This is a genomic window from Janibacter corallicola NBRC 107790, assembly GCF_001570965.1.
Classification (GTDB): domain Bacteria; phylum Actinomycetota; class Actinomycetes; order Actinomycetales; family Dermatophilaceae; genus Janibacter; species Janibacter corallicola.
The window spans coordinates 1-22,850 of record NZ_BCSR01000014.1 but is presented as its reverse complement, the minus strand read 5'-3'; the positions used below and the strand labels follow the sequence as shown (position 1 = coordinate 22,850).

Sequence of the window (22,850 nt, the reverse complement as noted above, 5' to 3'; positions counted from 1 at the left end):
CGGCCGGACGGGTCGCGCGCGGACGGCGAGCCGGGCCCTTCGCACTGCTGCTGCGTGCGGGGCGGCGGCGCGGGCTACCGGCCATCGCGGTCAGGCGCTGAAGCGCGGGAAGGCACCCGCGCCCGCGTAGACGGCCGCGTCGTCGAGCTCCTCCTCGATGCGCAGGAGCTGGTTGTACTTCGCCACCCGTTCGGAGCGGGCGGGGGCACCGGTCTTGATCTGCCCGCAGTCGGTGGCCACGGCCAGGTCGGCGATCGTCACGTCCTCGGTCTCGCCGGAGCGGTGGCTCATCATCGAGGCGAAGCCGGCCCGCGTCGCCATGGCGACGGCGTCCATCGTCTCGGTGAGCGAGCCGATCTGGTTGACCTTGACGAGCAGCGCGTTGGCGGCGCCGTCCTTGATGCCGCGGGCGAGGCGCTCGGGGTTGGTGACGAAGAGGTCGTCGCCGACGAGCTGGACCCTCGAGCCGAGACGGGTGGTGATCTCCTGCCAGCCCTGCCAGTCGTCCTCGTTCAGCGGGTCCTCGATGGACACGAGCGGGTAGGCGTCGACGAGCCCGGCGTAGTAGTCGACCATCTGCGCGGCGCTCTTCTGCTCCCCCTCGAAGGTGTAGGTGCCCGCGTCGTGGAACTCGCTCGCGGCCACGTCGAGCGCCAGCGCGACGTCGGTACCGGGCTCGTAGCCGGCCGCCCTGATCGCGTCGAGGATCAGGTCCAGGGCCTCGCGGTTGCTGCCGAGGTTCGGGGCGAAGCCACCCTCGTCGCCGAGGCCGGTGGCCAGGCCCTTGTCCTTCAGGACGGCCTTGAGCGCGTGGTAGACCTCCGCGCCCCAGCGCAGCGCCTCGCGGAAGGAGGGCGCGCCGATCGGCGCGATCATGAACTCCTGGATGTCGACGTTGGAGTCCGCGTGGGAGCCGCCGTTGAGGATGTTCATCATCGGCACGGGCAGGACGTGGGCATTGGGGCCGCCGACGTAGCGGAAGAGCGGCAGCCCGGAGGACTCGGCGGCGGCCTTGGCCACGGCGAGCGAGACCCCGAGGATCGCGTTGGCGCCGACAGCGCCCTTGTTGTCGGTGCCGTCGAGGCTGAGCATCTCGGCGTCGATGAGCCGCTGCTCGCTGGCGTCGAAGCCGAGCAGTCGCGGCATGAGGTCGTCCTCCACCGCGCGCACGGCGTCCTGCACGCCCTTGCCCAGGTAGCGTCCCTTGTCGCCGTCCCGGCGCTCGACGGCCTCGAAGGCCCCGGTGGAGGCGCCGCTCGGCACCGCGGCACGGGCGATCGTGCCGTCGTCCAGGGCCACCTCGACCTCGACGGTCGGGTTGCCGCGGGAGTCGAGGATCTCGCGCGCGCCAATTGCCTCGATACTGGCCACTACCGGCTCCTTGGGTGCTGCGTGTGCAGGGCGGACGGATGTCTCCCCGAGCGTAACCGCTCACCCCCGTGATGGCCCCCAGCGACCCACCCGGGTGGATGTCCCCCGTCAGCCGCGCGCGAGCACGTCGGACAGGCGCTGCTGCTGGACGCCGTCGACGAAGTTGGCCGGGTCCAGCCAGGCCTCGTGCGCGGCCCGGACGATCGGCCAGTCCTCGAGCGTCATGGCGAACCACGCGGTGTCGCGGGACCTCCCCTTCGTCACGACGTGCCGCCGGAAGGTGCCCTCGTGGGTGAAGCCGAGCCGCTCCGCCGCGCGGCGGGAGGGCTCGTTGAGGGAGTCACACTTCCACTCCAGGCGGCGGTAGCCGAGGTCGAAGACGTGCCGGGCGAGCAGCGACATCGCCTCGGTCGACGCGGTCGTGCGCTGCAGCCGGGGCCCGAGGACGACGTTGCCGATCTCGACGACGCCGTGGTCGAGATCGATGCGCATCAGCGCGACCACCCCGCAGGCGATGCCGTCCCCGTCGCGCACGAGCACCTCGACGGTGTCCTTCGCGAGCCGGCCGGCGACGTAGGCGTCGATGTCGTCGATGTGCTCCTCGCCGAGGTAGGTGAAGTCGCCCTCGTGCCCGGGGCCGGCGATCTCGGGCGCCAGCTCGGCGGCGTGCTCCGGCGTGAGCGGCTCGAGGGTGCACCAGTGACCGACGATCCGCGCCGGCTCGGGTCGGGGTGGCGGCGTCCAGTCGCCGACGGCCGGGCCGACGGGTCGGCCGTGCTCGCTCGTGCGCACCTCGTCGCGGGAGGCAGGCGGCAGGACCATCTGGCCGATCGGTCCCGGGCTGAGCGCGATCTCCCAGCGGAATCCGTCGGGGTCGGCGAAGTAGCCGGTGTAGCCGCCCCAGTCGCGCTGCTGCGCGGCGGAGACGTCGGGTGCACCCGCGGCCCTGGCCAGGTCGAGGGTCGAGTCGACCTCCTGCGCGCGGGCGACGTTGTGCGCCAAGGTGATCGGCGCCAATCCCTCCCCACGACGAAGGGGGCCGACCTCCCCTTCGAACGCGGCTGCGTCCCACAGCGAGAAGATCAGCCGCTCCCCCACGCGGAACATCAGGACCTCGCCCGGCACGTCGAGCTCGGCCCGCCAGCCGAGTCCGTCGACGTAGAAGCGTCGACTCCTCGCCAGGTCGGCGACGGCGAGGGTGACGAAGCTGATCCGCTGGTCCATGGGGTGGATCCTGTCAGTGGTCCCCGTCAGCGCTGGTCGCGGTCCGCGCGCTCCTGGGCCTTGATCTCCTGCCACTGCGCCTCGATCTCCTCGAGGGTCTCGGCCTGCACGTCGCCGAAGACGTGCGGGTTGCGCCGCACGAGCTTGTCGACGAGCGCGGCGGCGACGTCGTCGACGTCGAAGGGCGCCTCCGCGTGGTCCGCGGCCACCCGGGCGTGGAAGAGCACCTGGAAGAGCAGGTCACCGAGCTCGTCGGTGAGGTCCTCGCGACGGTCGACGTCGTCGGGCTCGGCGACCACCGCCTCCAGCGCCTCGGTCACCTCACGTGCCTCCTCCGCGACGAAGGGGGCGAGGCTCGCGTGGTCCTGCGCCGCCACCCAGGCGCACCCTCCGGGTGCGCGCAGCCGGTCCATGACCGCGACAGCGTCGAGCAGTCGGCCGCCGGGGGTGTCCCAGGAACCGACGAGCACCTCGACCTCGGGCGCGTCCTCGAGGCGCGAGACCTCACCGGCGACGGCGTCGCTCAGCCCGGGGTCGCCGTCGACGGAGCCGACCCAGACGATCTCCTCGCCCGCCGCCGCGGTGACGAGCGCGCGGGCCCGTTCCTGCGGCGTGTCCACGTCGAGCGGCTGGACGGCGATGCCGTCGTCGAGCAGGGCGATCACCTGCGAGTCCTCCGGGTCGGCCGCGAGCACGACGTCCGCGCCGGCGAGCGCGGACCACGCATCCCGGCTGAGCAGCCCCGGCGGGACGCGCGGGCTCGTGGCGAGCAGGACCAGGCGCCCGGCGCTCACTGCTGACCGGGCAGCTGCTGCTCGGGTGCGCTCTTCTTCAGCCAGTTCGGGGTGTCCCCGGTGGCCTCGCCGTAGCGCGGGCTGAACTTCACGTCGCTGGAGGTGACCTGCTTCGAGATCTCCTGCTTGGCCTTCTGGTCCAGCTGCGAGTAGACCTGCGAGGCGCGGAAGAACTCGACGGTCTCCTGCGAGGGCGAGGTCACGACGGGTTCGAGGTTGCGCCTGACGGACTCCGCCGAGGGGATGTCCAGGCCCTCCTTCTTCCCGCGCTCGAGGATCATCGGGACCTGCACGAGGCTGGTGACCATCGCCTCCGGCGTGATCTGCTGCGCCTGCTGGCCGCTGCTGGCGGCCTGGGCGGCGGTGTAGTCCGACAGCTGCCGACTGGCCGTCTGCACCTCGCCGACCGTGTACTCGTGGCCGCCGACGCTCGCCGCGAGCGCGCTCGACCCGTCCCCCACATCGCCGCCGGAGCCGCTGCCGCAGGCAGTGAGCACCAGTCCCGCGAGCCCGACCCCGAGAGCGGTCGTCGCGCGGCGGAGTCGTCCTTGACCATCCAGCACTGCGGGTCCTTTCGTCCTGCGCCTCAGCGGCTGCGTGAGCTGTCCCGGGCCGCCTGCCCGGAGTCCACGATGACATTGTCGAGCATGACCTGGTTGACCAGGTCGGTGGCCCACCCCAGCATCGCCTCGTCGCGGAGCGGCCGGCCACCGACGCGCGCGGTCATCGGCACGGGCACGACGACGGTGCCGGTGCCCTCCTTGTAGTTCGACCTCGGGTAGAGGCGGGCCAGTCGCAGCTGCTGGCTCTCCTTGAGCCTGACCGGCGAGAAGCGCACCTGCCGGCCGTGCACGACGACGTCGCTCAGGCCGGCCTCGCGCACGACGATGCGCAGCCGAGCGACGGCGACGAGGTTCTCCACCGGCTCCGGCGGCTCGCCGTAGCGGTCGGTCAGCTCGGCGACGATCTCGTCGACCTCGGTGTCGGTCTCCGCACCGGCGAGCTTCTTGTAGGCCTCGAGCCGCAGCCGCTCCCCCGGCACGTAGTCGTGCGGCAGGTGGGCGTCGACCGGCAGCTCGATCTTGATCTCGGCCGGGGCCGCCTCCCCTTCGCCCTTGAAGTCGGCGACCGCCTCGCCGACCATCCGCACGTACAGGTCGAAGCCGACGCCGGCGATGTGCCCGGACTGCTCCCCGCCGAGGAGGTTGCCCGAGCCGCGGATCTCCAGGTCCTTCATGGCGACCTGCATCCCGGAGCCCAGGTCGGTGTTGCTCGCGATCGTCTGCAGCCGGTCGGTGGCGGTCTCGGTGAGCGGCTTCTCCGGTGGGTAGAGGAAGTAGGCGTAGGCCCGCTCGCGGCCCCGCCCGACGCGCCCGCGCAGCTGGTGCAGCTGGCTCAGGCCGAACGTGTCCGCCCGGTCCAGGATCAGGGTGTTGGCGTTGGAGATGTCCAGGCCGGTCTCGATGATCGTGGTGCACACGAGCACGTCGAAACGCCGCTCCCAGAAGTCGAGCACGACCTGCTCCAGCCGGTGCTCGCCCATCTTGCCGTGGGCGGTCTCGACCCGCGCCTCGGGCACGAGCTCCCGGATCCGGGAGGCGGTCCGCTCGATGCTCGAGACGTTGTTGTGCACGAAGAAGACCTGCCCCTCGCGCATGAGCTCGCGGTGGATGGCGGCCGCGACCTGCTTCTCCTCGTAGGCCCCGACGAAGGTCAGCACCGGGTGGCGCTCCTCCGGGGGCGTCGCGAGGGTGGACATCTCGCGGATGCCGGTGACGGCCATCTCGAGGGTGCGCGGGATCGGCGTGGCGGACATCGCGAGCACGTCGACGTTGGTGCGCAGCGCCTTCAGCGCCTCCTTGTGCTCGACGCCGAAGCGCTGCTCCTCGTCGACGACGACGAGGCCGAGGTCCTTGAACTTCACCTCGCTGCCGAGGAGCCGGTGGGTGCCGATGACGAGGTCGACCGAGCCGTCCTTGAGCCCGTCGAGGACCTCCTTGGCCTGGGCGTCGGTCTGGAAGCGGCTGAGCGATCGGACCGTCACCGGGAAGCCGGCGTAGCGCTCCGCGAAGGTGCTCGAGTGCTGCTGGACGAGCAGCGTGGTCGGTACGAGCACCGCGACCTGCTTGCCGTCCTGGATCGCCTTGAAGGCCGCCCGCACGGCGATCTCGGTCTTGCCGTACCCGACGTCGCCGCAGATGAGGCGGTCCATCGGGACGGTCTTGGCCATGTCCTCCTTGACCTCCTCGATGGTGCTCAGCTGGTCGGGGGTCTCGATGTGGGCGAAGGCGTCCTCGAGCTCGCGCTGCCACGGCGTGTCCGGGCCGAAGGCGTGCCCCGGGGTGGCCATCCGCGCGCTGTAGAGGCGGATCAGCTCGCCGGCGATCTGGCGCACGTGCCGCTTCGCGCGGGACTTCGTCTTCTGCCAGTCGCTGCCGCCCAGCTTGTTGAGGGCGGGCGCGTCGCCGCCGACGTAGCGGGTGACCTGGTCCAGCTGGTCGGACGGCACGAAGAGCCGGTCGCCCGGGTGCCCGCGCCGGGAGGGCGCGTACTCGATGACGAGGTACTCCCGGGTGGCGCCGCCGACGGTGCGCTGGATCATCTCGACGAAGGACCCGACGCCGTGCTGCTCGTGCACAACGTGGTCGCCGGGGCGCAGCTGCAGCGGGTCGACCTGCTTGCGCCGCCGAGAGGGCATCTTGCGCATGTCCCGGGTGCTCGCCCCGGCGCCGCTGGTGCCCAGCAGGTCGGACTCGGTGAGCACCGCGAGCCGGGCCTCGGGGGCGACGAAGCCGGTCCCGAGGCTCGCCCGGGTGACGACCACGACGCCCTCGGGCAGCTCGGTGAGGTCCGCGTCCTCCTCGACCCGGCGGGCGGGCACCTCGGCCCCGCCGAGGACCTCGGTGACGCGGCTGACGAGCCCGGCGCCGTCGGTGGCCACGAGGACCTGCCAGCCCGCCGTGGTCCACTCCCCCAGCTGGGCGACGGCGGCGTCGGTGTTGCCGCGGAAGGTCGGCGGCTCCTCCGCGGGCACCCGCAGCCCGACGTGGTCGTGCTCGACCCGGTCCTCCATGTCGGCGGCGATGTCGGCCAGCTCTTCGTCCACGGCGAAGGGGGTGATGCTCCACCACGGCATGCCGAGGTCCAGCGCGTGGTCCCGGGCCTGGGCGATGGTCCAGTGGGAGGCGGTGCCGAGGACCCCCTCGAGGTCGACCGGGACGGCGTTGCCCGAGGCGGCATTGGCCCAGCTCGCCTGGAGGAACTCCTCGCTCGTGCTCACGAGGTCGTGGGCGCGGGCCCGGACCCGCTCCGGGTCCATCACGAGCACGCCGGAGCCGTCGGGGAGGACGTCCAGGAGGGACTCCATCCCGTCCACGAGCGCCGGGCCGAGGGACTCCATGCCGTCGACGGCGATGCCCTCGGCGACCTTGCCGAGCATGTCGGCGACGCCGGGCAGCTTCTCGGCGAGGACGGCGGCCCGCTCACGGACCGCGTCGGTGAGGAGGATCTCGCGGCAGGGCGGCGCCCAGAGGCGCTCCGGGCTCTCCTCGAGGCTGCGCTGGTCGGCGACCTTGAACCACCGGATCTCCTCGACGGTGTCCCCGAAGAACTCCAGCCGGACGGGGTGCTCCTCGGTGGGCGGGAAGACGTCGAGGATCCCGCCGCGCACGGCGAACTCGCCACGCTTCTCGACGAGGTCGGTGCGCACGTAGGCCGCGGCGGTCAGCGCCTCCTGGACCTCGATCGGCGAGCGCTCGTCCCCGACGCGCACGGCGACCGGCTCCAGGTCCGCGAGGCCCTTGGCGATCGGCTGCAGCACCGCCCGCACGGAGGCCACGACGACGTCGACCGGACCGTGGGCCTCCCCCTTCGCCTCGGGGTGGCGCAGCCGGCGCAGCACGGCCAGCCGGCGACCGACGGTGTCGCTGCGGGGGCTGAGACGCTCGTGCGGGAGGGTCTCCCAGCTGGGGAAGGTCGCGACGCCGGCGGGGTCCATGAGCTCGCCGAGCGCATCGGCGATGTCGTCGGCCTCCCGCGCGGTCGAGGTGATGACCAGGCGCGGGGCGGGGGTTCCCTCGGCGAGGGTCGCGACGGTCGGCGCGCGCAGCCCGCGGGGGGCGACGAGGTCCAGCTCGGTGGTGGAGTCGGTGTGTGCGGGCAGCTGGGCGACCCCGGGCAGGCCGGCGATCGCCCGCAGGAGCGGGGTGAGGGAGGAAGACATTCTCCCGTCATTCTGCCGCACGGGGCTGCTCGCACGTGACCAACCTGCCGCTCTGGGCCATGGTGGCAGGGAGACGGGAGGAGACGTGATGGACTTCTACGTGATGCTCGCGGTGGCGCTGCTGCCCATCGTCGTCATCGGGGTGGTGCTCTCGCTGCGGCACGGACGGATGGGCGACTTCGACGACGACAGCAGGCACCCGGGCATGGTGTCCGGTTCCCTTCAGATGCGGTTCGACGACGCCCGCACGGCGAACCGCCACGTGGCCCCCCGACGCTCGGTCACCGAGGAGCGTGCACGACCTGCTGGGCGTCGGTGAGGCCCTTCTCGATGACCAGCTCGACGGCGTCGGCGGCGTCGTCGAGGAGGAAGGGCAGCTCCTTGCGCTCGGTCGGGCTGAAGTCCTTGAGCACGTAGGCGGCGGCGTCCATCCGGCCCGGCGGCCGGCCGACACCGACGCGCACCCGCAGGTAGTCCTTCGTCCCGAAGGATGAGCTGATCGAGCGCAGGCCGTTGTGCCCCCCTTCGCCGCCGCCGCGCTTGAGGCGCACCTCGCCGAAGGGGATGTCGAGCTCGTCGTGGACCACGACCAGCCGCTCCACGGGCACGGAGAAGAAGGAGGCCAGCGCCTTGACCGGCCCGCCGGAGACGTTCATGTAGGAGTGCGGCACCCCGAGGACCGCCCGGTGACCGGGGGGCGGGCCGAGCCGCGCGGACTCGGCGCTGGCGCCTGCCTTGTGGGCCCGCAGCCGGGTGCCGGTACGCCCGGCCAGCTCGCCGACGACCATCGCGCCGACGTTGTGCCGGTTGCCGGCGTACCTGGGGCCCGGGTTGCCGAGGCCCACCACGAGCCAGGTGTCGTCACTCACGATCGACCACTGTAACGAGCACGACGACGGGCGGGCCCACCGCCGTCGGTGGGCCCGCCCGTCGGTCCGGCGAGGGAGGGGATCAGTCCTCGGACTTCTCCTCGTCCTCGGCGCCCTCCGCCGGCGCAGCGGTCTCGGCGGCCGCGTCCTCGGACTCGTCGTGCTCGATGCCGGCCTCGTCCTCGGCCTCGGCGAGCTCGGCCTCGAGCTCCTCGGCGGAGATCTGCTGGGTGATGTTGACGACCAGCGTCTCCGGGTCGGAGGCGAGGGTGGCGCCGGCGGGCATGGTGACGTCGGAGGCGAGGATCTGGGTGCCGATCTCGGCGCCCTCGACGGAGACGGCCAGGCCCTCGGGCAGCTTGGTCACGTCGGCCTCGATCTCGAGGACCGCGCTGTCGAGGGTGACCACCGTCTCCGGGGCGGCGTCGCCCTCGACGTGGACCGGGACCTCGACGACGACCTTCTCGCCACGCTTGACCAGCACGAGGTCGATGTGCTCGATGATCGGCTTCAGCGGGTCGCGCTGGACGTCCTTGGCCAGGGCCAGCTTGTCCTTCTCGCCCTCGACCGCGATGGTCAGCAGGGCGTTCGGGTTCTTCAGCGCCTGGAAGGTGTCGTGGAAGGGCAGCGTCAGGTGGTACGGGGCCTCGCCGTGCCCGTAGAGGACGGCGGGGATGTGGCCGGCGCGGCGCAGCTTGCGGGCCGCACCCTTGCCGAACTGGCTGCGCTTCTCTGAGACGAGGCGGATCTCGTCGGAGGACATGGTGGCTCCTTCTCGTGGGGCGTGCCCGCGGGGAGCGGGCCTCGGTCAGCGGTGGCCTCGACGTGGGACGCGGCGCGGACGGGACGTCGACGCGTGGCACACCCACCGGGCGACACCGCGTCGATCACGGATCACTGCAACCGTGCAGCGTCCCTCGCCGAGGCAACCCGGCAACTCTAGTCCAGGCGCGCGGAGTCGACCAAACCCCGGTCCGCGGCGGGATCCTCGAGCCCGCGGAGAGCGGGTTCGGCCACGTCGGCCACCCCGATGCCCTCGGCCGGCTCCGCCGGGTGCGGGTCGCCCCCTTCGCCCAGCTTGACCGCGACGACGCCGGCGAGGATCGCGACGCCCCCGAGCAGCTGGACCGGGCTCATCTCCTCGCCGACGAGCACCCAGGCGAAGGCGATCGCCATCAGCACCTCGCTCAGCCCGACGAAGGAGGCGACCGTCGAGCCGAGGACGCGGGTGGCGGCGATGCCGGTGGCGTAGGCGATCGCGCCGGCGAAGAGGGCCAGCTCCAGGGCCGCGCTCCACCACGGCGCGGACCAGCCGGCGAGCACCACGTCGTGGGTCGAGGCCGACCACGGCAGCAGGCCGGTGCCGACCCCTGCGAGGAGTCCGAGCGCACCGACGAGCAGGCCACCACCGGCGAGACTGATCGGCGGCAGCGCGTCGTCACCGTGCGCCGCGGCCACGAAGAAGACGACGAGACCGACCGCGGCGCAGAGGCCCCAGAGCACCCCGACGAGGTCGACGCCGACCGCCGAGGTCACGTCGAGCACGAGCACCAGCCCGACCACCGCCGCGACCACGCCACCCGCGGTGAGCACGCTGGGCCGGCGGCCGTGCCGGGCCCAGAGCCAGCCGACGATGATCACCGGTGCGAGGTACTCCAGGAGCAGCGCGACCCCGACCGAGAGGCGGTCGACGGCCATGAAGTAGGCGAACTGGCAGCCCGCGACCGCGAAGACGCCGTAGGCGAGGATGCGACCGAGGTTGGGGCGCAGCAGGTGCCAGCGGCCGCGCATCGCCAGCGCCGCAGGCCCGGCGAGCAGCAGCGCGGCACCGACGATGCGCGCGGTCACGACGGCGCCGGGGCTCCACCCGGTCGCCATGAGCGCGGTCCCGAAGGTCCCCGAGGAGCCGAACGTGGCGGCGGAGACGAGCGCGATCACCAGCCCGAGGGCGAAGGGGGCGCCGCTGACGGCTCGCACGTGGCCATCTCCTTGCGTCATGAGTCAACTACAGTGATGCCGATGACGCTAGACCGATCGACCGTCAGGAGTCAATGTGGTCTTCGCCCATGACACGGACGTGGCGCTGCGGACCGCCGCCGACCTGGTCAACACCCTCCTCGGGGAGCGCGACACACTCGTGGACACCGCCGACCTCGCGGACTTCGTCGCGCGGTGGGAGTGGACCGGCCGGATCACCGGCGACGCCGAGGAGCTGGCCGAGGTGCGCGAGCTCCGTCCCCGCCTCGCCGCCAGCTGGCGGGCCGGGTCCGACGAGGAGCTCGTCGACCTGGTCAACACCCTGCTGCGCGAGGGCGAGGCCCTCCCCCAGGTCGTCAACCACGGCGACTACGGGTGGCACGTGCACGCGACCCCGCCGGAGGCGCCGCTCGCCGTGCGGATGCAGGTCGAGGCGGCGATGGCGCTCGTCGACGTCGTCCGCCTCGGCGAGCGCTCCCGGCTGCGGGTGTGCGCGGCGCAGGACTGCGAGCACGTGCTCGTCGACCTCTCCCGCAACCGCTCCCGGCGCTACTGCGAAGGGGGCTGCGGCAACCGGCTCGCGGCGGCCGCCTACCGCTCCCGGCGGACCTGAGCCACGGCCCGCGGGGTCAGTTGAAGAGGCTGGTGACCGAGCCGTCCTCGAAGACCGCGCGCATCGCCCGGGAGACGAGCGGCGCGATGGAGAGGACCGTGAGGTCCTCGAACTTCTGGCCGTCGACGAGCGGGAGGGTGTCGGTGACGATGACCTCCTCCGCGGCGCACTCCTGCATCCGCTCGACGGCCGGGCCGGAGAAGATCGCGTGCGTCGCGGCGATGATCACGCCGGCGGCGCCGTCGGCCATGAGCGCGTCGGCGGCCTTGGAGATCGTGCCGGCGGTGTCGATCATGTCGTCGACGAGCACGCACCAGCGACCCTCGACCTCGCCGACGACGCGGTTGGCCACGCTCTCGTTCGGACGGTCGATGTTGCGCGTCTTGTGGATGAAGGCCAGCGGCACGCCGCCGAGGTGGCGCGACCACTGCTCGGCGACCTTGATCCGGCCGGCGTCCGGGGAGACGACGGCGAGCTTGCGGTCGCCGTACTTCTCGCGCACGTAGTCCGCGAGGATCGGGCGGGCCATGAGGTGGTCGACGGGGCCGTCGAAGAAGCCCTGGATCTGGTCGGTGTGCAGGTCGACCGTGATGAGCCGGTCGGCGCCGGCGCACTTGAACATGTCGGCCATCAGGCGTGCGGAGATCGGCTCGCGGCCGCGGTGCTTCTTGTCCTGGCGCGCGTAGCCGTAGAAGGGCATGACGGCGGTGATCCGCTTCGCGCTGGCGCGCTTGAGCGCGTCGACCATGAGCAGCTGCTCCATGATCGCCTCGTTGATCGGGGTCGAGTGGCTCTGCATGACGAAGGCGTCGCAGCCGCGCACCGACTCCTCGTAGCGCACGTAGATCTCGCCGTTGGCGAAGTCGTAGGCACTCGTCGGCACCAGGTCGATGCCCAGCTCCCGGGCGACCCGGTCCGCCAGGTCCGGGTGCGTCCGTCCCGTGAAGACCATGAGGTTCTTCTCGGGGGTCCTGTGGATTCCGGTCACTGCTGGTCCTCACTGCTCTCGGTGGTGGGTGACGAAGAGGATGCGGCCGCCTTCGCAGCCGCATCCGTCGGGGTGCCGGGGTGGCGCTTGGCCACCCAGCCGTCGATGGTGCGCTGGCGCGCCCGCGCGATGCCCAGCTGACCCGGCTCGATCGGGTCGGTCACGGCGGAGCCCGCGGCCACGTAGGCGCCGTCGGCGATCTCGACGGGCGCGACGAGGACCGACTGGGAGCCGACGAAGGTGTGCCGCCCGACGACGGTGCGCGACTTCGTGGCGCCGTCGTAGTTGGCGAAGATCGTGCCGGCCCCGATGTTGGCGCCCTCCTTGATCTCCGCGTCGCCCGCGTAGGTCAGGTGCGGGACCTTGGCGCCCTCGCCGATGGTGGTGTTCTTCGTCTCGACGAAGCCGCCGATCTTCCCCTTCGCCCCGAGCCGGGTACCGGGCCGCAGGTAGGAGTAGGGGCCGACGCTGGCGCCGTCGCCGACGACGGCGAGCTCGCCCTCGGCCCGACGGAGGTGCACGTCGTCACCGACCCAGCAGTCGGTGAGGGTGACCTCGGGGCCGATCGTCGTTCCGGAGCCGATGCTCGTCGCGCCGAGCAGCTGGGTCCCCGGCTGGATCGTCGTGTCGGCACCGATGCTCACGTCGGTGTCGATCCACGTCGTGGCGGGGTCGACGATCGTCACGCCCGCGCGCATGTGCCGCTCGCAGGTGCGCTCGTTGAGGATCCGGCCGAGCGCGGCCAGCTGCACGCGGTCGTTGACGCCCTCGGCCTGCCACCGGTCGGGGATGACGTGGGCGTGGACCGTGCCCCCGGCGGCGCGGGCGAGGGCGAGGACGTCGGTGAGGTACTTCTCGCCCTGGGCGTTCTCGGTCGTGACGTTCGCCAGCTCACGCCGCAGCACGGCGACGTCGAAGGCGTAGATGCCGGAGTTGATCTCGGTGACGGCGCGCTCGTCCTCGGTCGCGTCCTTGAACTCGACGATCCGCTCGACGTCCCCCTTCGCGTCGCGGATGATCCGGCCGTAGGACTGGGGGTCCTCGAGGACCGAGGTCACGACGGTGACCGCCGCGCCGGCCTCGGCGTGGGCGCGGGTGAGCTCGCCGATCGTCTCGGCGGAGAGCAGCGGGACGTCGCCCATGGTGACCACGACGGTGCCGCTCAGGTCGGCCGGCAGCGCCTGCAGGCCGCACTCGACGGCCCGGCCGGTGCCCTTGACCTCGTCCTGGTCGGCGATCACGGCGTGGCCCTCGAGCCGGCCGGCGAAGTCCTCGACGAAGGCGGCTACGCGGTCCCGCTGGTGGCGGATGACGACGACCGTCTCGCTCGCGCCGGCCGCGGACGCCGCCCGCATGGAGTGGCCGAGCAGCGGCGCCCCGCCGATCGGGTGCAGGACCTTGGGGAGGGTCGACCTCATCCGGGTACCTTCGCCCGCCGCGAGGATGATGACGGCATCGGGGCGTACGTCGTTCACGCGATGTTCTCCGAGGGTCGACGGTGCGGCATTCGGCTCAGGCCACCGTGACACTGTATCGGCACGCGAGCCCCTCGGCCGCACCCGACCTCAGAGCAGCTCGCGCAGCCCCGGGTCGGCGAGGTCGAGGGCGGCCCGCCGGGCCCGTGAGGCGTCCGCGGCCCCGCGGGCGGCATGCGCGATGTCCCGGCACGCGGCGAGCGTGTGTCGCGCGAGCGCGTACCTGACCATCGGTGCCCGGCTGGGCGCCATCGACAGGCTCGTGGCCCCCAGTCCGACGAGCACGAGCGCGAGCAGCGGATCTCCGCCGGCCTCGCCGCACACCCCGAGCGGTGTCCCGGTGGCGGCCGCCCCCTCGCCGGTGGCGGCCACGAGGTCGAGCACCGCCGGCTGCCACGGGTCGAGCAGGTCGGCCAGCTCGCCCTGCGTCCGGTCGGCGGCGAGGGTGTACTGCGCGAGGTCGTTGGTCCCGATGCTCGCGAAGTCCACCTCTGCGAGGACCTGTCGGGAGCGCAGCGCGGCGGCCGGCACCTCGACCATCACGCCGGCGCTCGGCAGGCCGTGCGCGCGGACACGCTCGACGAACCACGCGGCCTCCTCGACGGTCGCGATCATCGGGGCCATGACCCGCAGGTCCGTGTCGGTGTCGCGGGCCGCGTCGGCCAGGGCCGCCAGCTGGGTGTCGAGCAGGTCGGGCCGGGCGCGAGAGAGCCGCATCCCTCGGCGGCCGAGTGCGGGGTTGTCCTCCGGACCGAGGTCGGCGAAGGCGAGCGGCTTGTCCGCCCCGGCGTCGAGGGTGCGCACGACGACCCGGCGTCCGGCGAAGGGGGCGAGCACCCGTCGATAGGCCTCGGCCTGCTCGTGGAGGGTCGGCGCGGCCTTCGCAGAGAGGAAGAGGAACTCCGTGCGCAGCAGCCCCACGCCCTCGACGTCCTGCGCGGTGGCCTCCTCGACGTCCGCGACGTCACCGACGTTGGCGAGCAGCGCGACCGGGTGCCCATCGCTCGTGCGGCCGGGGCCACGTCCCGCGGCGAGCGCCGCCGCCCGCAGCTCGGTACGGCGGGCGAGCGCGGCGAGGGTCTCCTCGTGCGGGGCGAGGGTGACGCTCCCTTCGTCCCCGTCGACGGCGACGATCGTGCCGGGGGCGATGTCGGTGGCACCACGGCACTGGACGACGGCGGGGATCTCGCGCTGGGCGGCGATGATCGCGGTGTGGCCCGTGCGCCCGCCGGCCGACGTGACGATGGCGGCGACGAGATCGCGATCGAGGGCCGCGGTCTCGGCCGGCGCGAGGTCGTCGGCGACGACGACGCTGCGCTCGGTGAGCCGGGGCACCCCCGGGGCCGGGACGCCGAGGAGGTGCGCGACGGCCCGCGCACCCACGTCGCGCAGGTCGGCGACCCGCTCGGCGACGTAACCGCCGACCGCCTCGAGCTGCGCCGCGAAGTCCTCGACTGCGGACTCGGTCGCCGTCGCCGGCCCCTCCCCCGCGTCGAGGTGGGCCCGGGCCGCGGTGACCAGGCTCCGGTCGCGGGCGATGAGAGCCGTGGCTGTGAGGATCTCGGCCGCTTCGCCCCGGGTCGACGCTGCCCGCCGCTCGAGCTCGGTCGCCACGTCGGCCAGGGCCGTGGTCACGGAAGCGGCGGCGGCGCCGACGTCGTCCGGGGGCGGCTCGTCCCGCGGCGCTCGCACGGTCGGCGCCACGACGACGACCGGGCCGTGGGCGAACCCGCCGGAGACGCCGAGGCCGGTGCGGACCTGCTCGTCAGCCACGCGGTTCAGTCCCCGTCGACGTCGGTCTCGAGGAGGGCCGTCAGCTCGTCGAGGGCGGCGTCGGCGCCCTCCCCCTCCGCGACGACCTCCACACGCTCGCCGTGGCCGGCGCCGAGGGTCATCACGCCGAGGATGCTCGTCGCGTCGACCGGTTCCTCACCGGGACGGCCGATCCGCACGTCGAGGCCGCTGGCCGCGGCCTCCCGGACGAAGAGGGCCGCGGGGCGGGCGTGCAGGCCGACGGGCGAGGCGATGGTGGCGGTACGACGGGGCATGGGTGCGCTGCTCCTTGGGGCGGGGGACGCGGTGGTGGCTGTGGGTGGCCGGTCAGGGCGCGGCGAAGAGGGGATCGCCGGCGACGACGTCGTCGGGGACGTCCGCGAGGTCGAGCGCGTCCGCGGCGACGTCGAGGACGACGACCGGCACCTGGCGCGAGATCGCTTGCCCCGCCACCTCGGCGGGCAGCTCGGCCGGGTCCCAGGTGATCATCGGGTCGCCGGCGGTGACGCTCGCGCCCTGCTCGACGTGGACCTCGAAACCGCGCCCCTCGAGCTTGACGGTGTTGATGCCGAGGTGGACGAGCACCCCGGCCCCCTCGCCCGCGAGCACGAGGGCGTGGGGGTGGATCTTGGCGACGGTCCCGTCGACCGGGGCGAGCACGCTCGTGCGCCCGTCCGGGGGGTCGATCACGACACCGGGCCCGACGAGCTGCGCGGCGAAGACCTCGTCGACGCACTCGCCCATCGGCAGGACGGTCCCCGCGCAGGGGGCGAGCACCGGGGTCACATCAGGTCCTCGATGTCCTCGGCGAGGGTGTCCGCCTCCGGCCCGACGACGACCTGGACGACCGTGCCCTGGGCCATGACGCCGTGGGCGCCGGCGGCCTTGAGTGCCGCCTGGTCGACCCTGGACCCGTCGTTGACCTCGGTGCGCAGCCGGGTGATGCACGGCTCGATCTCGATGATGTTGTCCGCGCCGCCGAGTCCGGCGAGGATCTGCTCGGCCTTCGTGGCCATGGTGGCTCCTCTCGTGGTGGGGTCAGGACCGTGGTCCGGCCCTGTCGGTGTGCGTGACCTCGGCGATCTCCCGGGTCATGGCCGTCACGATGCTTGACACCTCCCACCTCGACGTGGATCCTCACTGGTACGTACCAGACCGTACCAATGAGGGCGAGGGTCGGGAAGTGCCTCATCCGCTGCTGGCCGGGCCGCGGCCCAAGCACGCCCAGCTGCGTGACGCTCTCGCGGACCTCGCGGGCGACCTCGGACCGGATGCGGCGATCCCCTCCGAGCGCGAGCTGACGAGCACCTACGGGGTCTCGCGGGCGACCGTGCGGCGCGCCGTCGAGGCGCTCATCGGCGACGGGCTGCTCCACCGGGTCCACGGCAAGGGCACCTTCGTCGCCCGGCCCCGGCTCGAGAGCCGGTTGCACCTCGCGTCCTTCAGCCAGGACATGCGCCGCCGCGGGCTCGAACCCTCCACCCACCTGCTCGGCCTCGAGCTCGCCGAGCCCCCTGCGGAGGTCGCCGCGTGGTTCGACGCCGACCGGGCCTGGCGCATCGACCGACTGCGCCTCGCGGACGACCAGCCGATCGCCGTCGAGGCGAGCTGGTACTCCGCCGACCTGCTGCCCGACCTGGGCGGCCACGACCTCGGCGACTCGCTCTACGCGCTCATCGCCGACGCGTACGGGGTCGTCATCGACGCCGCCGACCAGACCCTGTGGGGCGAGAGCGCCCAGGACCGCACCGCCAAGCTGCTCGACTGCCCGTCCCACACCCCGCTGCTGGTCTTCCGCCGCCTCTCGACGAGCCGGGGCCGCCCCGTCGAGCACGTCGTCTCCCGCTACCGGGGCGACCGCTACCAGCTGCACATGTCGTTGAGCCGGGAGGAGACCGCTCCGCCGGCAGGCCCACAGGAAGGGAATGCTCCGTGACCACAGCCAACGGGCCCAAGGACGTGCCCGGGGACAAGCCCGGACGCAAGAAGCTCACCATCGCACCACTGCAGAAGTTCGGCCGGGCGCTCATGCTGCCCATCGCCGTGCTCCCCGCTGCCGGTCTGCTCGTGCGACTCGGCCAACCGGACATCCTCGGGGAGGAGCGTCTCGGCTGGACCAAGGTGGCAGCCGTCGTCGGCGCAGCCGGGGACGCACTGCTCACCCAGTACCTCCCCCTCCTCTTCGCCATCGGCATCGCGATCGGGCTGGCGCGCAAGGCCGACGGCTCGACCGCGCTGGCCGCGGCCGTGGGCTGGGTCGTCTACAAGGCCGTCGGTGACGCGATGTCCCCCTTCGTCCTCGGGACGGCGCCCGAAGGGGGCGAGGCGCCGCTGATCGACTACGGGGTCTTCGGTGGGATCATCATGGGCCTGGTCACCGCCTTCCTCTGGCAGCGATACCACCGGATCAAGCTCCCGCCGTACCTGGCCTTCTTCGGCGGCCGCCGCTTCGTCCCGATGGTCACGGCCCTCTCGGCGATCATCGTCTCGGTGCTGATGAGCTTCGTGTACCAGTACTTCGACCAGGGGATCACGGCCATCGGCGAGTGGGTCGCGGCCAACGACATCCTCGGCGGCTTCGTCTACGGCACGCTGAACCGGCTGCTCATCCCGACCGGTCTGCACCACATCCTCAACGCCCCGCCGTGGTTCCTCATCGGCTCCTACACCCCCGAGGGTGGTGGCGGCGCCGTCCACGGTGACATCGCACGCTTCCTCAACGGCGACCCGACGGCGGGCACCTTCATGACCGGCTTCTTCCCGATCATGATGTTCGCTCTCCCGGCCGCGGCCCTGGCGATCATCCAGGAGGCGCGACCGGAGCAGAAGAAGCTCGTCGGGGGCATCCTGGGGTCCGCGGCCCTGACCGCCTTCCTCACCGGGGTCACCGAACCCCTGGAGTTCGCCTTCATGTTCGTCGCGTGGCCGCTCTACCTGATCCACGCGGTGCTGACGGGGACCTCGCTCGCGCTGACGAATGCCCTCGGCATCCGGGACGGCTTCAACTTCTCCGCCGGTCTCTTCGACTACGTCTTCAACTTCGGGATCGCCGAGAAACCGTTGTGGCTCATCGGCATCGGGCTCGGCTACGCGGTCGTGTACTACGTGCTGTTCCGTTTCGTCATCCGCCGGTGGAACCTGCGCACCCCGGGACGCGAGGAGGAGGGCGAGGCCTCCGTGGTCGCCGTGGACGACGCGTGATCCTCACCGCCGATCGGCTCCTCACCCCGGAGCGCACCCTCGCCCCGGGGTGGGTCCGCGTCGAGGGCACGCGCATCTTCGAGGTGGGCGAAGGGGGCCCCCCGGCCCCCGCGGAGCGGCACCTCACGGGCACGCTCACGCCCGGCCTCGTCGACATCCACTGCCACGGCGGCGGCGGTGCCTCCTTCACCGCCGGCGACGTCCGCGAGGCGCGGCGGGTCGCCGACGCCCATCTGGCGCACGGCACGACGAGCCTCGTCGCGAGCCTGGTCACCGACGAGGTCGGTGAGCTCGAGCGCTCGATCCGGGCCCTGCGCGGGCTCGTCGACGACGGCGTGCTCGCCGGGCTGCACCTCGAGGGGCCGTGGCTCGCGCAGGACTTCTGCGGCGCGCACGAAGCCTCCCTCCTGCGTCCCCCTTCGCCCGAGGACGTGCACCGGCTCCTCGTCGCGGGCGGCGACGCACTGCGGATGGTGACGCTGGCACCCGAGCTCCACGGGGCGCTCGACGCCGTGCGCACGATCGTGGGTTCCGGGGTCGTCGTCGGCGTCGGGCACACCGACGCCACCTGGGAGCAGACGCGGGCGGCGATCGACGCCGGGGCCAGCGTCGCCACCCACCTGTACAACCAGATCCGCGGTCTGCACCACCGGCGCCCGGGCCCGATCGCGGCGCTGCTCGAGGACGACCGGGTGTGGGTCGAGCTGATCTCCGACGGAGTGCACGTGCACCCGGCGATGCTGCGCCTGGCGCTGCGGTCCGCCCCTGGTCGGATCGTGCTCGTCACCGACGCCATGGGTGCCGCCGCGGCTGCTGACGGCGACTACCACCTCGGCCCGATCCACGTGCAGGTGCGCGATGGCGTGGCCCGCACCCCCACGGGCGCGATCGCCGGCTCCACGCTGACCTCGGCTGCCGCCGTGCGACACAGCGTCGCGAGCGGGTTCACCCTCGAGGAGGCCCTCGACGCCGCGACCCGCGCCCCCGCCGTCGCCCTGGGCCTCGATGACGTCGGTCAGGTCACGCCCGGCCGGCGGGCCGACCTCGTGGCCCTCGACGGGGAGCTGCGGGTCCGTGCTGTCATGCGGGCCGGCCGCTGGGTCGGACGCAGGAATGTCTGGGACGCCGACGACGTTGAGCGGGGTTGATCCATCAACTACCTACGAGGAGTGCAACGCATGAAGATCGGGATCATCGTCGGGTCCGTCCGTGAAGGCCGTACCGGGACCGCTGTCGGCCGGTGGGTCCAGGAGGTCGCCGAGCGGCACGAGGGGGCGGAGTTCGAGCTCATCGAGCTCTCCGACTTCGACCTGCCGCTGCTGACCTCCCCGACCATCCCCGGGATGGCCGAGCGCAACTACGACGACGAGCGGGTGACCCGCTGGAGCCAGACGGTCGACTCCCACGACGGCTTCGTCTTCATCACCCCGGAGTACAACCACTCGATCCCGGGCGGTTTCAAGAACGCCTTCGACTCCCTCGCCCCCGAGTGGATGGGCAAGACCGTCGGCTTCGTCTCCTACGGCGCCGACCACGGTGTGCGGGCGGTCGAGCACTGGCGCACCATCGTCGCGAACTTCTCGATGCACGCCGTGCGCCAGCAGGTCTCGCTCGGCCTCTTCACCGAGTTCGGCGAGGACGGCCTCCAGCTCCTGGACCGCCGCGAGGGCGAGCTGAACACGATGCTCGACCAGCTCGTCGACGCGACCCGCAAGATGGTCCTCGTCGAGGAGCTCGCGGGCGCCGCCAACTGATCTCCCAGCGGAACCAGCGAAGGGCGTGACCAACCGGTCACGCCCTTCGTCGTCTCCACCTCCGCTGCACTTCGTACGGCAGTTCGGCAGGAGCACCGACCGGCGGGCCCGGTATTCCGCTGACGCCGAGGGCGACGGGGGACGAACTGCCGTGCGACATGCCGCGCCGGGTCGAGAAAATCTGCTCCCCGGGCAGGAGTACCCATGACCATGGAGACCAGTGATACTCCGTCGAGAAGATCCTGACTGGGATGCGGCGGAACCCTCGCGGCACAAGGTGCACTACTTCGGGAGCCGCGACAGTTCGGTGGATCTCACGCGGTGTTCAAAACACCGTGGCCCGGCGCCCGCCGGGTGAACATCCAGAACGACAAGGGCACGGCGAAGGGCTCCCAGGTGCTGAACGACCAGGCGACTGCGACGTTCACGCGGTTCATGGGCGACGAGGGGCCGCGTGGAACCGGCGTCAGCAGTCTGCGTCAGCAAGATCGGGGCTCCGGCACCCCTCGCTCAGGGCGACGGACCCTGCGGTTTCATGCTCCCCGGGCAGGAGTCGAACCTGCGTCGCTAGTCCTGATTCAAAGTCAGGCGGGCCCTACCGGCAGACCAACCGGGGATCGCCGCCGTGCGGCGGCTCGGGACAGGGTAGTCCAGAGGTCAGGCACTCATGACTTGTGCCCGACGGCGAAGACGCGGCGGAAGGGCAGCAGCACCCCGGCGGGCGTGCGCGGGTAGGCCGCCTTGATCTTCTCGGCATACGTCTCGCGGAAGGCCTCGCGCTCCTCCCCCTCCTCCAGCACCTCGAGCATGAGGCGCAGGCCGGTGCCGCCGACCCAGTCGAGCACCGGGTTCTCCCGCTCCCCGGCGGGATCGAGCACGTGGGTGTAGATGGTCTCCCAGGCGTCGACGGCCAACCCGTGGGAGCTGAGGATCTGCAGGTAGGTGGCGGGGTCCCCTGCCCCGTAGCGGGTGCTCGCCGCCTCGAGCTCACCGCTGCGCGGATGCTCCACGGCCGCCTCGCGCATCAGGGCGTGCGTCGGTGCATCGAAGTTGCCCGGAACCTGCAGCGCGAACCAGCCCCCCGGCGCCAGCGCGTCGAGCCAGGTCTCCATGAGCACGAGGTGCCGCGGGACCCACTGCAGCGTCGCGTTGCTCACGATGACGTCGGGCGCGGCGCCCACGTCCTCGATCCGCCAGTCGGCGAGGTCGGCCTCGACCCACTCGACCCGCCCTTCGGTGTCCCTCTCCCGCGCGGCCGCGAGCATCTCGGGGCTGCTGTCGATCCCGACGATCCGGGCTTCGGGCCAGCGCTCGGCGAGGCGCAGCGTGGCGAGTCCGTTGCCGCAGCCGAGATCGAGCACGAGTCCCGGGGAGTCCGCCCCCACGCGTGCCATCAGGTCCATGAAGGGCCGCATCCGCTCGTCGGTGAACTCCTCGTACCGACTCGGGTCCCACGTGATCGCCATGCTTACCTCCTCGACGGGTCACCCGCGAGCCTAACCGCCGGTGATGGCTTGATGTCGAGATTCACGGTCATGGGTACTCTCGGAGGATGAGCAGCCGCCACGACCCCGCAGACGACGTCGACCAGATCGTCCAGGCCTGGCGCCGCGAGCGGCCGGACCTGGACGCCTCGCCACTGCACGTCTTCTCCCGCGTCTCGAGGCTCTCCCGGCTGCTCGACCTGGACCGCACGCGCGCCTTCAGCCAGCACGCGGTCGAGGGCTGGGAGTTCGACGTGCTCTCCGCGCTGCGCCGCGCCGGTGAGCCCTACCAGCTCTCCCCGGGACGGCTCGTGCAGGAGACGCTCGTGACCTCCGGGACGATGACCAACCGGATCGACCGCCTGGCCTCGAAGGGGTGGGTCGAGCGGCAGCCCTCACCCACCGACCGGCGCGGCGTCATCGTCCAGCTGACCGAGACGGGTCGGGCCACGGTCGACGCCGCCATGGCCGACCTGCTCGCCCGGGAGGCGGAGCTGCTCGGCGACGTGCCCGACGACGAACGCGCCGCCCTGACCGCTGCCCTCCGCCGCCTGCTCAGCCCCTTCGAGACCTGACCCATGACCATCTCCACCGAGCCCCACGACGCCGCCTCCCTCCTGGCCGCCATCACCCGTCCGCTCGGCGAGCAGGACCTCACCGCGGTCGGCAAGGAGCTGGCGGCCGCCCCGACCGACCAGGTCACCAAGGCGCTGGAGCGCCTCGAGCCCCGCGAGCGCGCGATCACCTACCGGCTCCTGGAGAAGGACCGGGCCGTCGAGGTCTTCGACGACTTCGCCCCCGGCCTGCAGGGCGACCTCGTGCACGCCCTGCAGGACTCCGAGGTCACCACGATCTTCGCGGGGATGGATCCCGACGACCGGGTGTGGCTCCTCGACGAGCTGCCCTCCGCCCTGGCGCCACGCCTACTGCGGGACCTGCCGCCGCGCGAGCGGGAGCTGACCAACGCCGTCCTCGGCTACCCGCAGGGGTCCATCGGGCGGCGGATGAGCCCGCAGTACGTCGCCGCGCGCACCGACCACACCGCCGCACAGGCACGGGAGCGCGTCGACCAGCGGCTCGACGACGCCGAGACGATCTACACGCT

Annotated in this window: 22 protein-coding genes, 1 tRNA gene and 1 pseudogene; 8 read left to right on the top strand and 16 right to left on the bottom strand. The window is 72.4% G+C overall.

Translation table 11 applies throughout. The annotated features are described in order from the left end of the window. Positions 1–90 precede the first annotated feature (90 nt). The 5 genes from eno to mfd form a co-directional block, all read right to left on the bottom strand. Entirely contained in the window at positions 91–1,371 is a 1,281-nt protein-coding gene (gene eno / locus JCO01S_RS07390; protein ID WP_068253087.1) for a phosphopyruvate hydratase, read from the bottom strand. Positions 1,372–1,479: 108 nt separating this feature from the next. After that, positions 1,480–2,595: a GNAT family N-acetyltransferase gene (locus tag JCO01S_RS16235; RefSeq protein WP_245634360.1), complete on the bottom strand. Its 1,116-nt coding sequence runs from the start codon at positions 2,593–2,595 to the stop codon at positions 1,480–1,482. A gap of 26 nt (positions 2,596–2,621) precedes the next feature. Further along, positions 2,622–3,389: a MazG nucleotide pyrophosphohydrolase domain-containing protein gene (locus JCO01S_RS16230; protein ID WP_068253084.1), complete on the bottom strand. Its 768-nt coding sequence runs from the start codon at positions 3,387–3,389 to the stop codon at positions 2,622–2,624. Continuing rightward, a complete protein-coding gene (locus JCO01S_RS16225; RefSeq protein ID WP_068253082.1) occupies positions 3,386–3,952 on the bottom strand; it encodes a hypothetical protein in 567 nt (188 codons plus the stop codon). The genes JCO01S_RS16230 and JCO01S_RS16225 overlap by 4 nt, the downstream gene beginning before the upstream one ends. A 23-nt stretch (positions 3,953–3,975) precedes the next feature. After that, positions 3,976–7,611: a transcription-repair coupling factor gene (mfd, locus tag JCO01S_RS07365; protein ID WP_084342726.1), complete on the bottom strand. Its 3,636-nt coding sequence runs from the start codon at positions 7,609–7,611 to the stop codon at positions 3,976–3,978. An 88-nt stretch (positions 7,612–7,699) separates the two neighbouring features. On the opposite strand from mfd, the gene JCO01S_RS07360 reads away from it, so the two are divergent. Beyond that, positions 7,700–7,930: a hypothetical protein gene (locus tag JCO01S_RS07360; RefSeq protein ID WP_068253079.1), complete on the top strand. Its 231-nt coding sequence runs from the start codon at positions 7,700–7,702 to the stop codon at positions 7,928–7,930. Here JCO01S_RS07360 and pth read toward each other — a convergent pair. The 3 genes from pth to JCO01S_RS07345 all read right to left on the bottom strand — a co-directional run bounded on the left by pth (position 7,893) and on the right by JCO01S_RS07345 (position 10,457). After that, a complete protein-coding gene (pth, locus tag JCO01S_RS07355; RefSeq protein WP_068253076.1) occupies positions 7,893–8,480 on the bottom strand; it encodes an aminoacyl-tRNA hydrolase in 588 nt (195 codons plus the stop codon). The two genes, JCO01S_RS07360 and pth, sit on opposite strands and share 38 nt — an antisense overlap. 82 nt (positions 8,481–8,562) lie before the next feature. Continuing rightward, on the bottom strand, positions 8,563–9,243 hold the full coding sequence (locus JCO01S_RS07350; RefSeq protein WP_068253071.1) for a 50S ribosomal protein L25/general stress protein Ctc: 681 nt from the start codon (positions 9,241–9,243) through the stop codon (positions 8,563–8,565). A 176-nt stretch (positions 9,244–9,419) separates the two neighbouring features. Beyond that, the gene (locus tag JCO01S_RS07345) at positions 9,420–10,457 is read right to left on the bottom strand and encodes an EamA family transporter (RefSeq protein ID WP_245634359.1); all 1,038 of its coding nucleotides are present in this window, start codon (positions 10,455–10,457) and stop codon (positions 9,420–9,422) included. A gap of 76 nt (positions 10,458–10,533) precedes the next feature. Here JCO01S_RS07345 and JCO01S_RS07340 point away from each other — a divergent pair, with 76 nt between their 5' ends. After that, entirely contained in the window at positions 10,534–11,070 is a 537-nt protein-coding gene (locus tag JCO01S_RS07340) for a CGNR zinc finger domain-containing protein (protein WP_068253067.1), read from the top strand. 16 nt (positions 11,071–11,086) lie between these two features. Here the strand turns inward: JCO01S_RS07340 and JCO01S_RS07335 are convergent, their stop codons facing one another. The 6 genes and pseudogenes from JCO01S_RS07335 to JCO01S_RS07310 form a co-directional block, all read right to left on the bottom strand. Beyond that, positions 11,087–12,058 (bottom strand): ribose-phosphate diphosphokinase, encoded by a 972-nt coding sequence (locus tag JCO01S_RS07335; RefSeq protein WP_068253064.1) that lies wholly within the window; start codon positions 12,056–12,058, stop codon positions 11,087–11,089. Beyond that, entirely contained in the window at positions 12,055–13,533 is a 1,479-nt protein-coding gene (glmU, locus tag JCO01S_RS07330; RefSeq protein ID WP_084342724.1) for a bifunctional UDP-N-acetylglucosamine diphosphorylase/glucosamine-1-phosphate N-acetyltransferase GlmU, read from the bottom strand. Before glmU ends, JCO01S_RS07335 begins: the two co-directional genes overlap by 4 nt. A 90-nt stretch (positions 13,534–13,623) precedes the next feature. Further along, positions 13,624–15,306, bottom strand: coding sequence for a phosphoenolpyruvate--protein phosphotransferase (gene ptsP, locus JCO01S_RS07325; RefSeq protein ID WP_068253058.1), 1,683 nt, complete (start codon positions 15,304–15,306; stop codon positions 13,624–13,626). A gap of 5 nt (positions 15,307–15,311) precedes the next feature. After that, the gene (locus tag JCO01S_RS07320) at positions 15,312–15,581 is read right to left on the bottom strand and encodes an HPr family phosphocarrier protein (protein ID WP_068253055.1); all 270 of its coding nucleotides are present in this window, start codon (positions 15,579–15,581) and stop codon (positions 15,312–15,314) included. Between the two features lie 52 nt (positions 15,582–15,633). Beyond that, positions 15,634–16,092 carry a PTS sugar transporter subunit IIA gene (locus JCO01S_RS07315; RefSeq protein ID WP_084342723.1) on the bottom strand — a complete coding sequence of 153 codons (459 nt, stop codon included), beginning with the start codon at positions 16,090–16,092 and terminating at the stop codon, positions 15,634–15,636. Next, a pseudogene (locus tag JCO01S_RS07310) lies at positions 16,089–16,325 on the bottom strand (PTS sugar transporter subunit IIB); the annotation flags it as partial. The gene JCO01S_RS07315 and the pseudogene JCO01S_RS07310, both read right to left, overlap by 4 nt. Before the next feature lie 164 nt (positions 16,326–16,489). On the opposite strand from JCO01S_RS07310, the gene JCO01S_RS07305 reads away from it, so the two are divergent. From JCO01S_RS07305 to JCO01S_RS07290, 4 genes are read left to right on the top strand one after another with little or no spacing between them, the layout of a single operon-like run. Beyond that, complete coding sequence (locus JCO01S_RS07305; RefSeq protein ID WP_068253186.1) at positions 16,490–17,242, top strand: GntR family transcriptional regulator; 753 nt, start codon at positions 16,490–16,492, stop codon at positions 17,240–17,242. Beyond that, complete coding sequence (locus JCO01S_RS07300) at positions 17,239–18,507, top strand: PTS transporter subunit EIIC (RefSeq protein WP_439645692.1); 1,269 nt, start codon at positions 17,239–17,241, stop codon at positions 18,505–18,507. Before JCO01S_RS07305 ends, JCO01S_RS07300 begins: the two co-directional genes overlap by 4 nt. Beyond that, on the top strand, positions 18,504–19,655 hold the full coding sequence (gene nagA / locus JCO01S_RS07295; protein ID WP_068253048.1) for an N-acetylglucosamine-6-phosphate deacetylase: 1,152 nt from the start codon (positions 18,504–18,506) through the stop codon (positions 19,653–19,655). The genes JCO01S_RS07300 and nagA overlap by 4 nt, the downstream gene beginning before the upstream one ends. Before the next feature lie 30 nt (positions 19,656–19,685). Further along, a complete protein-coding gene (locus JCO01S_RS07290) occupies positions 19,686–20,261 on the top strand; it encodes an NADPH-dependent FMN reductase (RefSeq protein ID WP_068253045.1) in 576 nt (191 codons plus the stop codon). A 538-nt stretch (positions 20,262–20,799) separates the two neighbouring features. Here the strand turns inward: JCO01S_RS07290 and JCO01S_RS07285 are convergent. Beyond that, positions 20,800–20,878, bottom strand: a tRNA-Gln gene (locus JCO01S_RS07285). Between the two features lie 48 nt (positions 20,879–20,926). Beyond that, entirely contained in the window at positions 20,927–21,727 is an 801-nt protein-coding gene (locus JCO01S_RS07280) for a methyltransferase domain-containing protein (RefSeq protein ID WP_068253042.1), read from the bottom strand. A gap of 86 nt (positions 21,728–21,813) precedes the next feature. Here JCO01S_RS07280 and JCO01S_RS07275 point away from each other — a divergent pair, with 86 nt between their 5' ends. Together JCO01S_RS07275 and JCO01S_RS07270 are read left to right on the top strand one after the other, a co-directional pair. Further along, positions 21,814–22,320 carry a MarR family winged helix-turn-helix transcriptional regulator gene (locus tag JCO01S_RS07275; protein ID WP_068253039.1) on the top strand — a complete coding sequence of 169 codons (507 nt, stop codon included), beginning with the start codon at positions 21,814–21,816 and terminating at the stop codon, positions 22,318–22,320. Positions 22,321–22,323: 3 nt separating this feature from the next. After that, positions 22,324–22,850: magnesium transporter MgtE N-terminal domain-containing protein (locus JCO01S_RS07270; RefSeq protein ID WP_169796909.1), on the top strand; the 527-nt coding region annotated here is incomplete at its 3' end.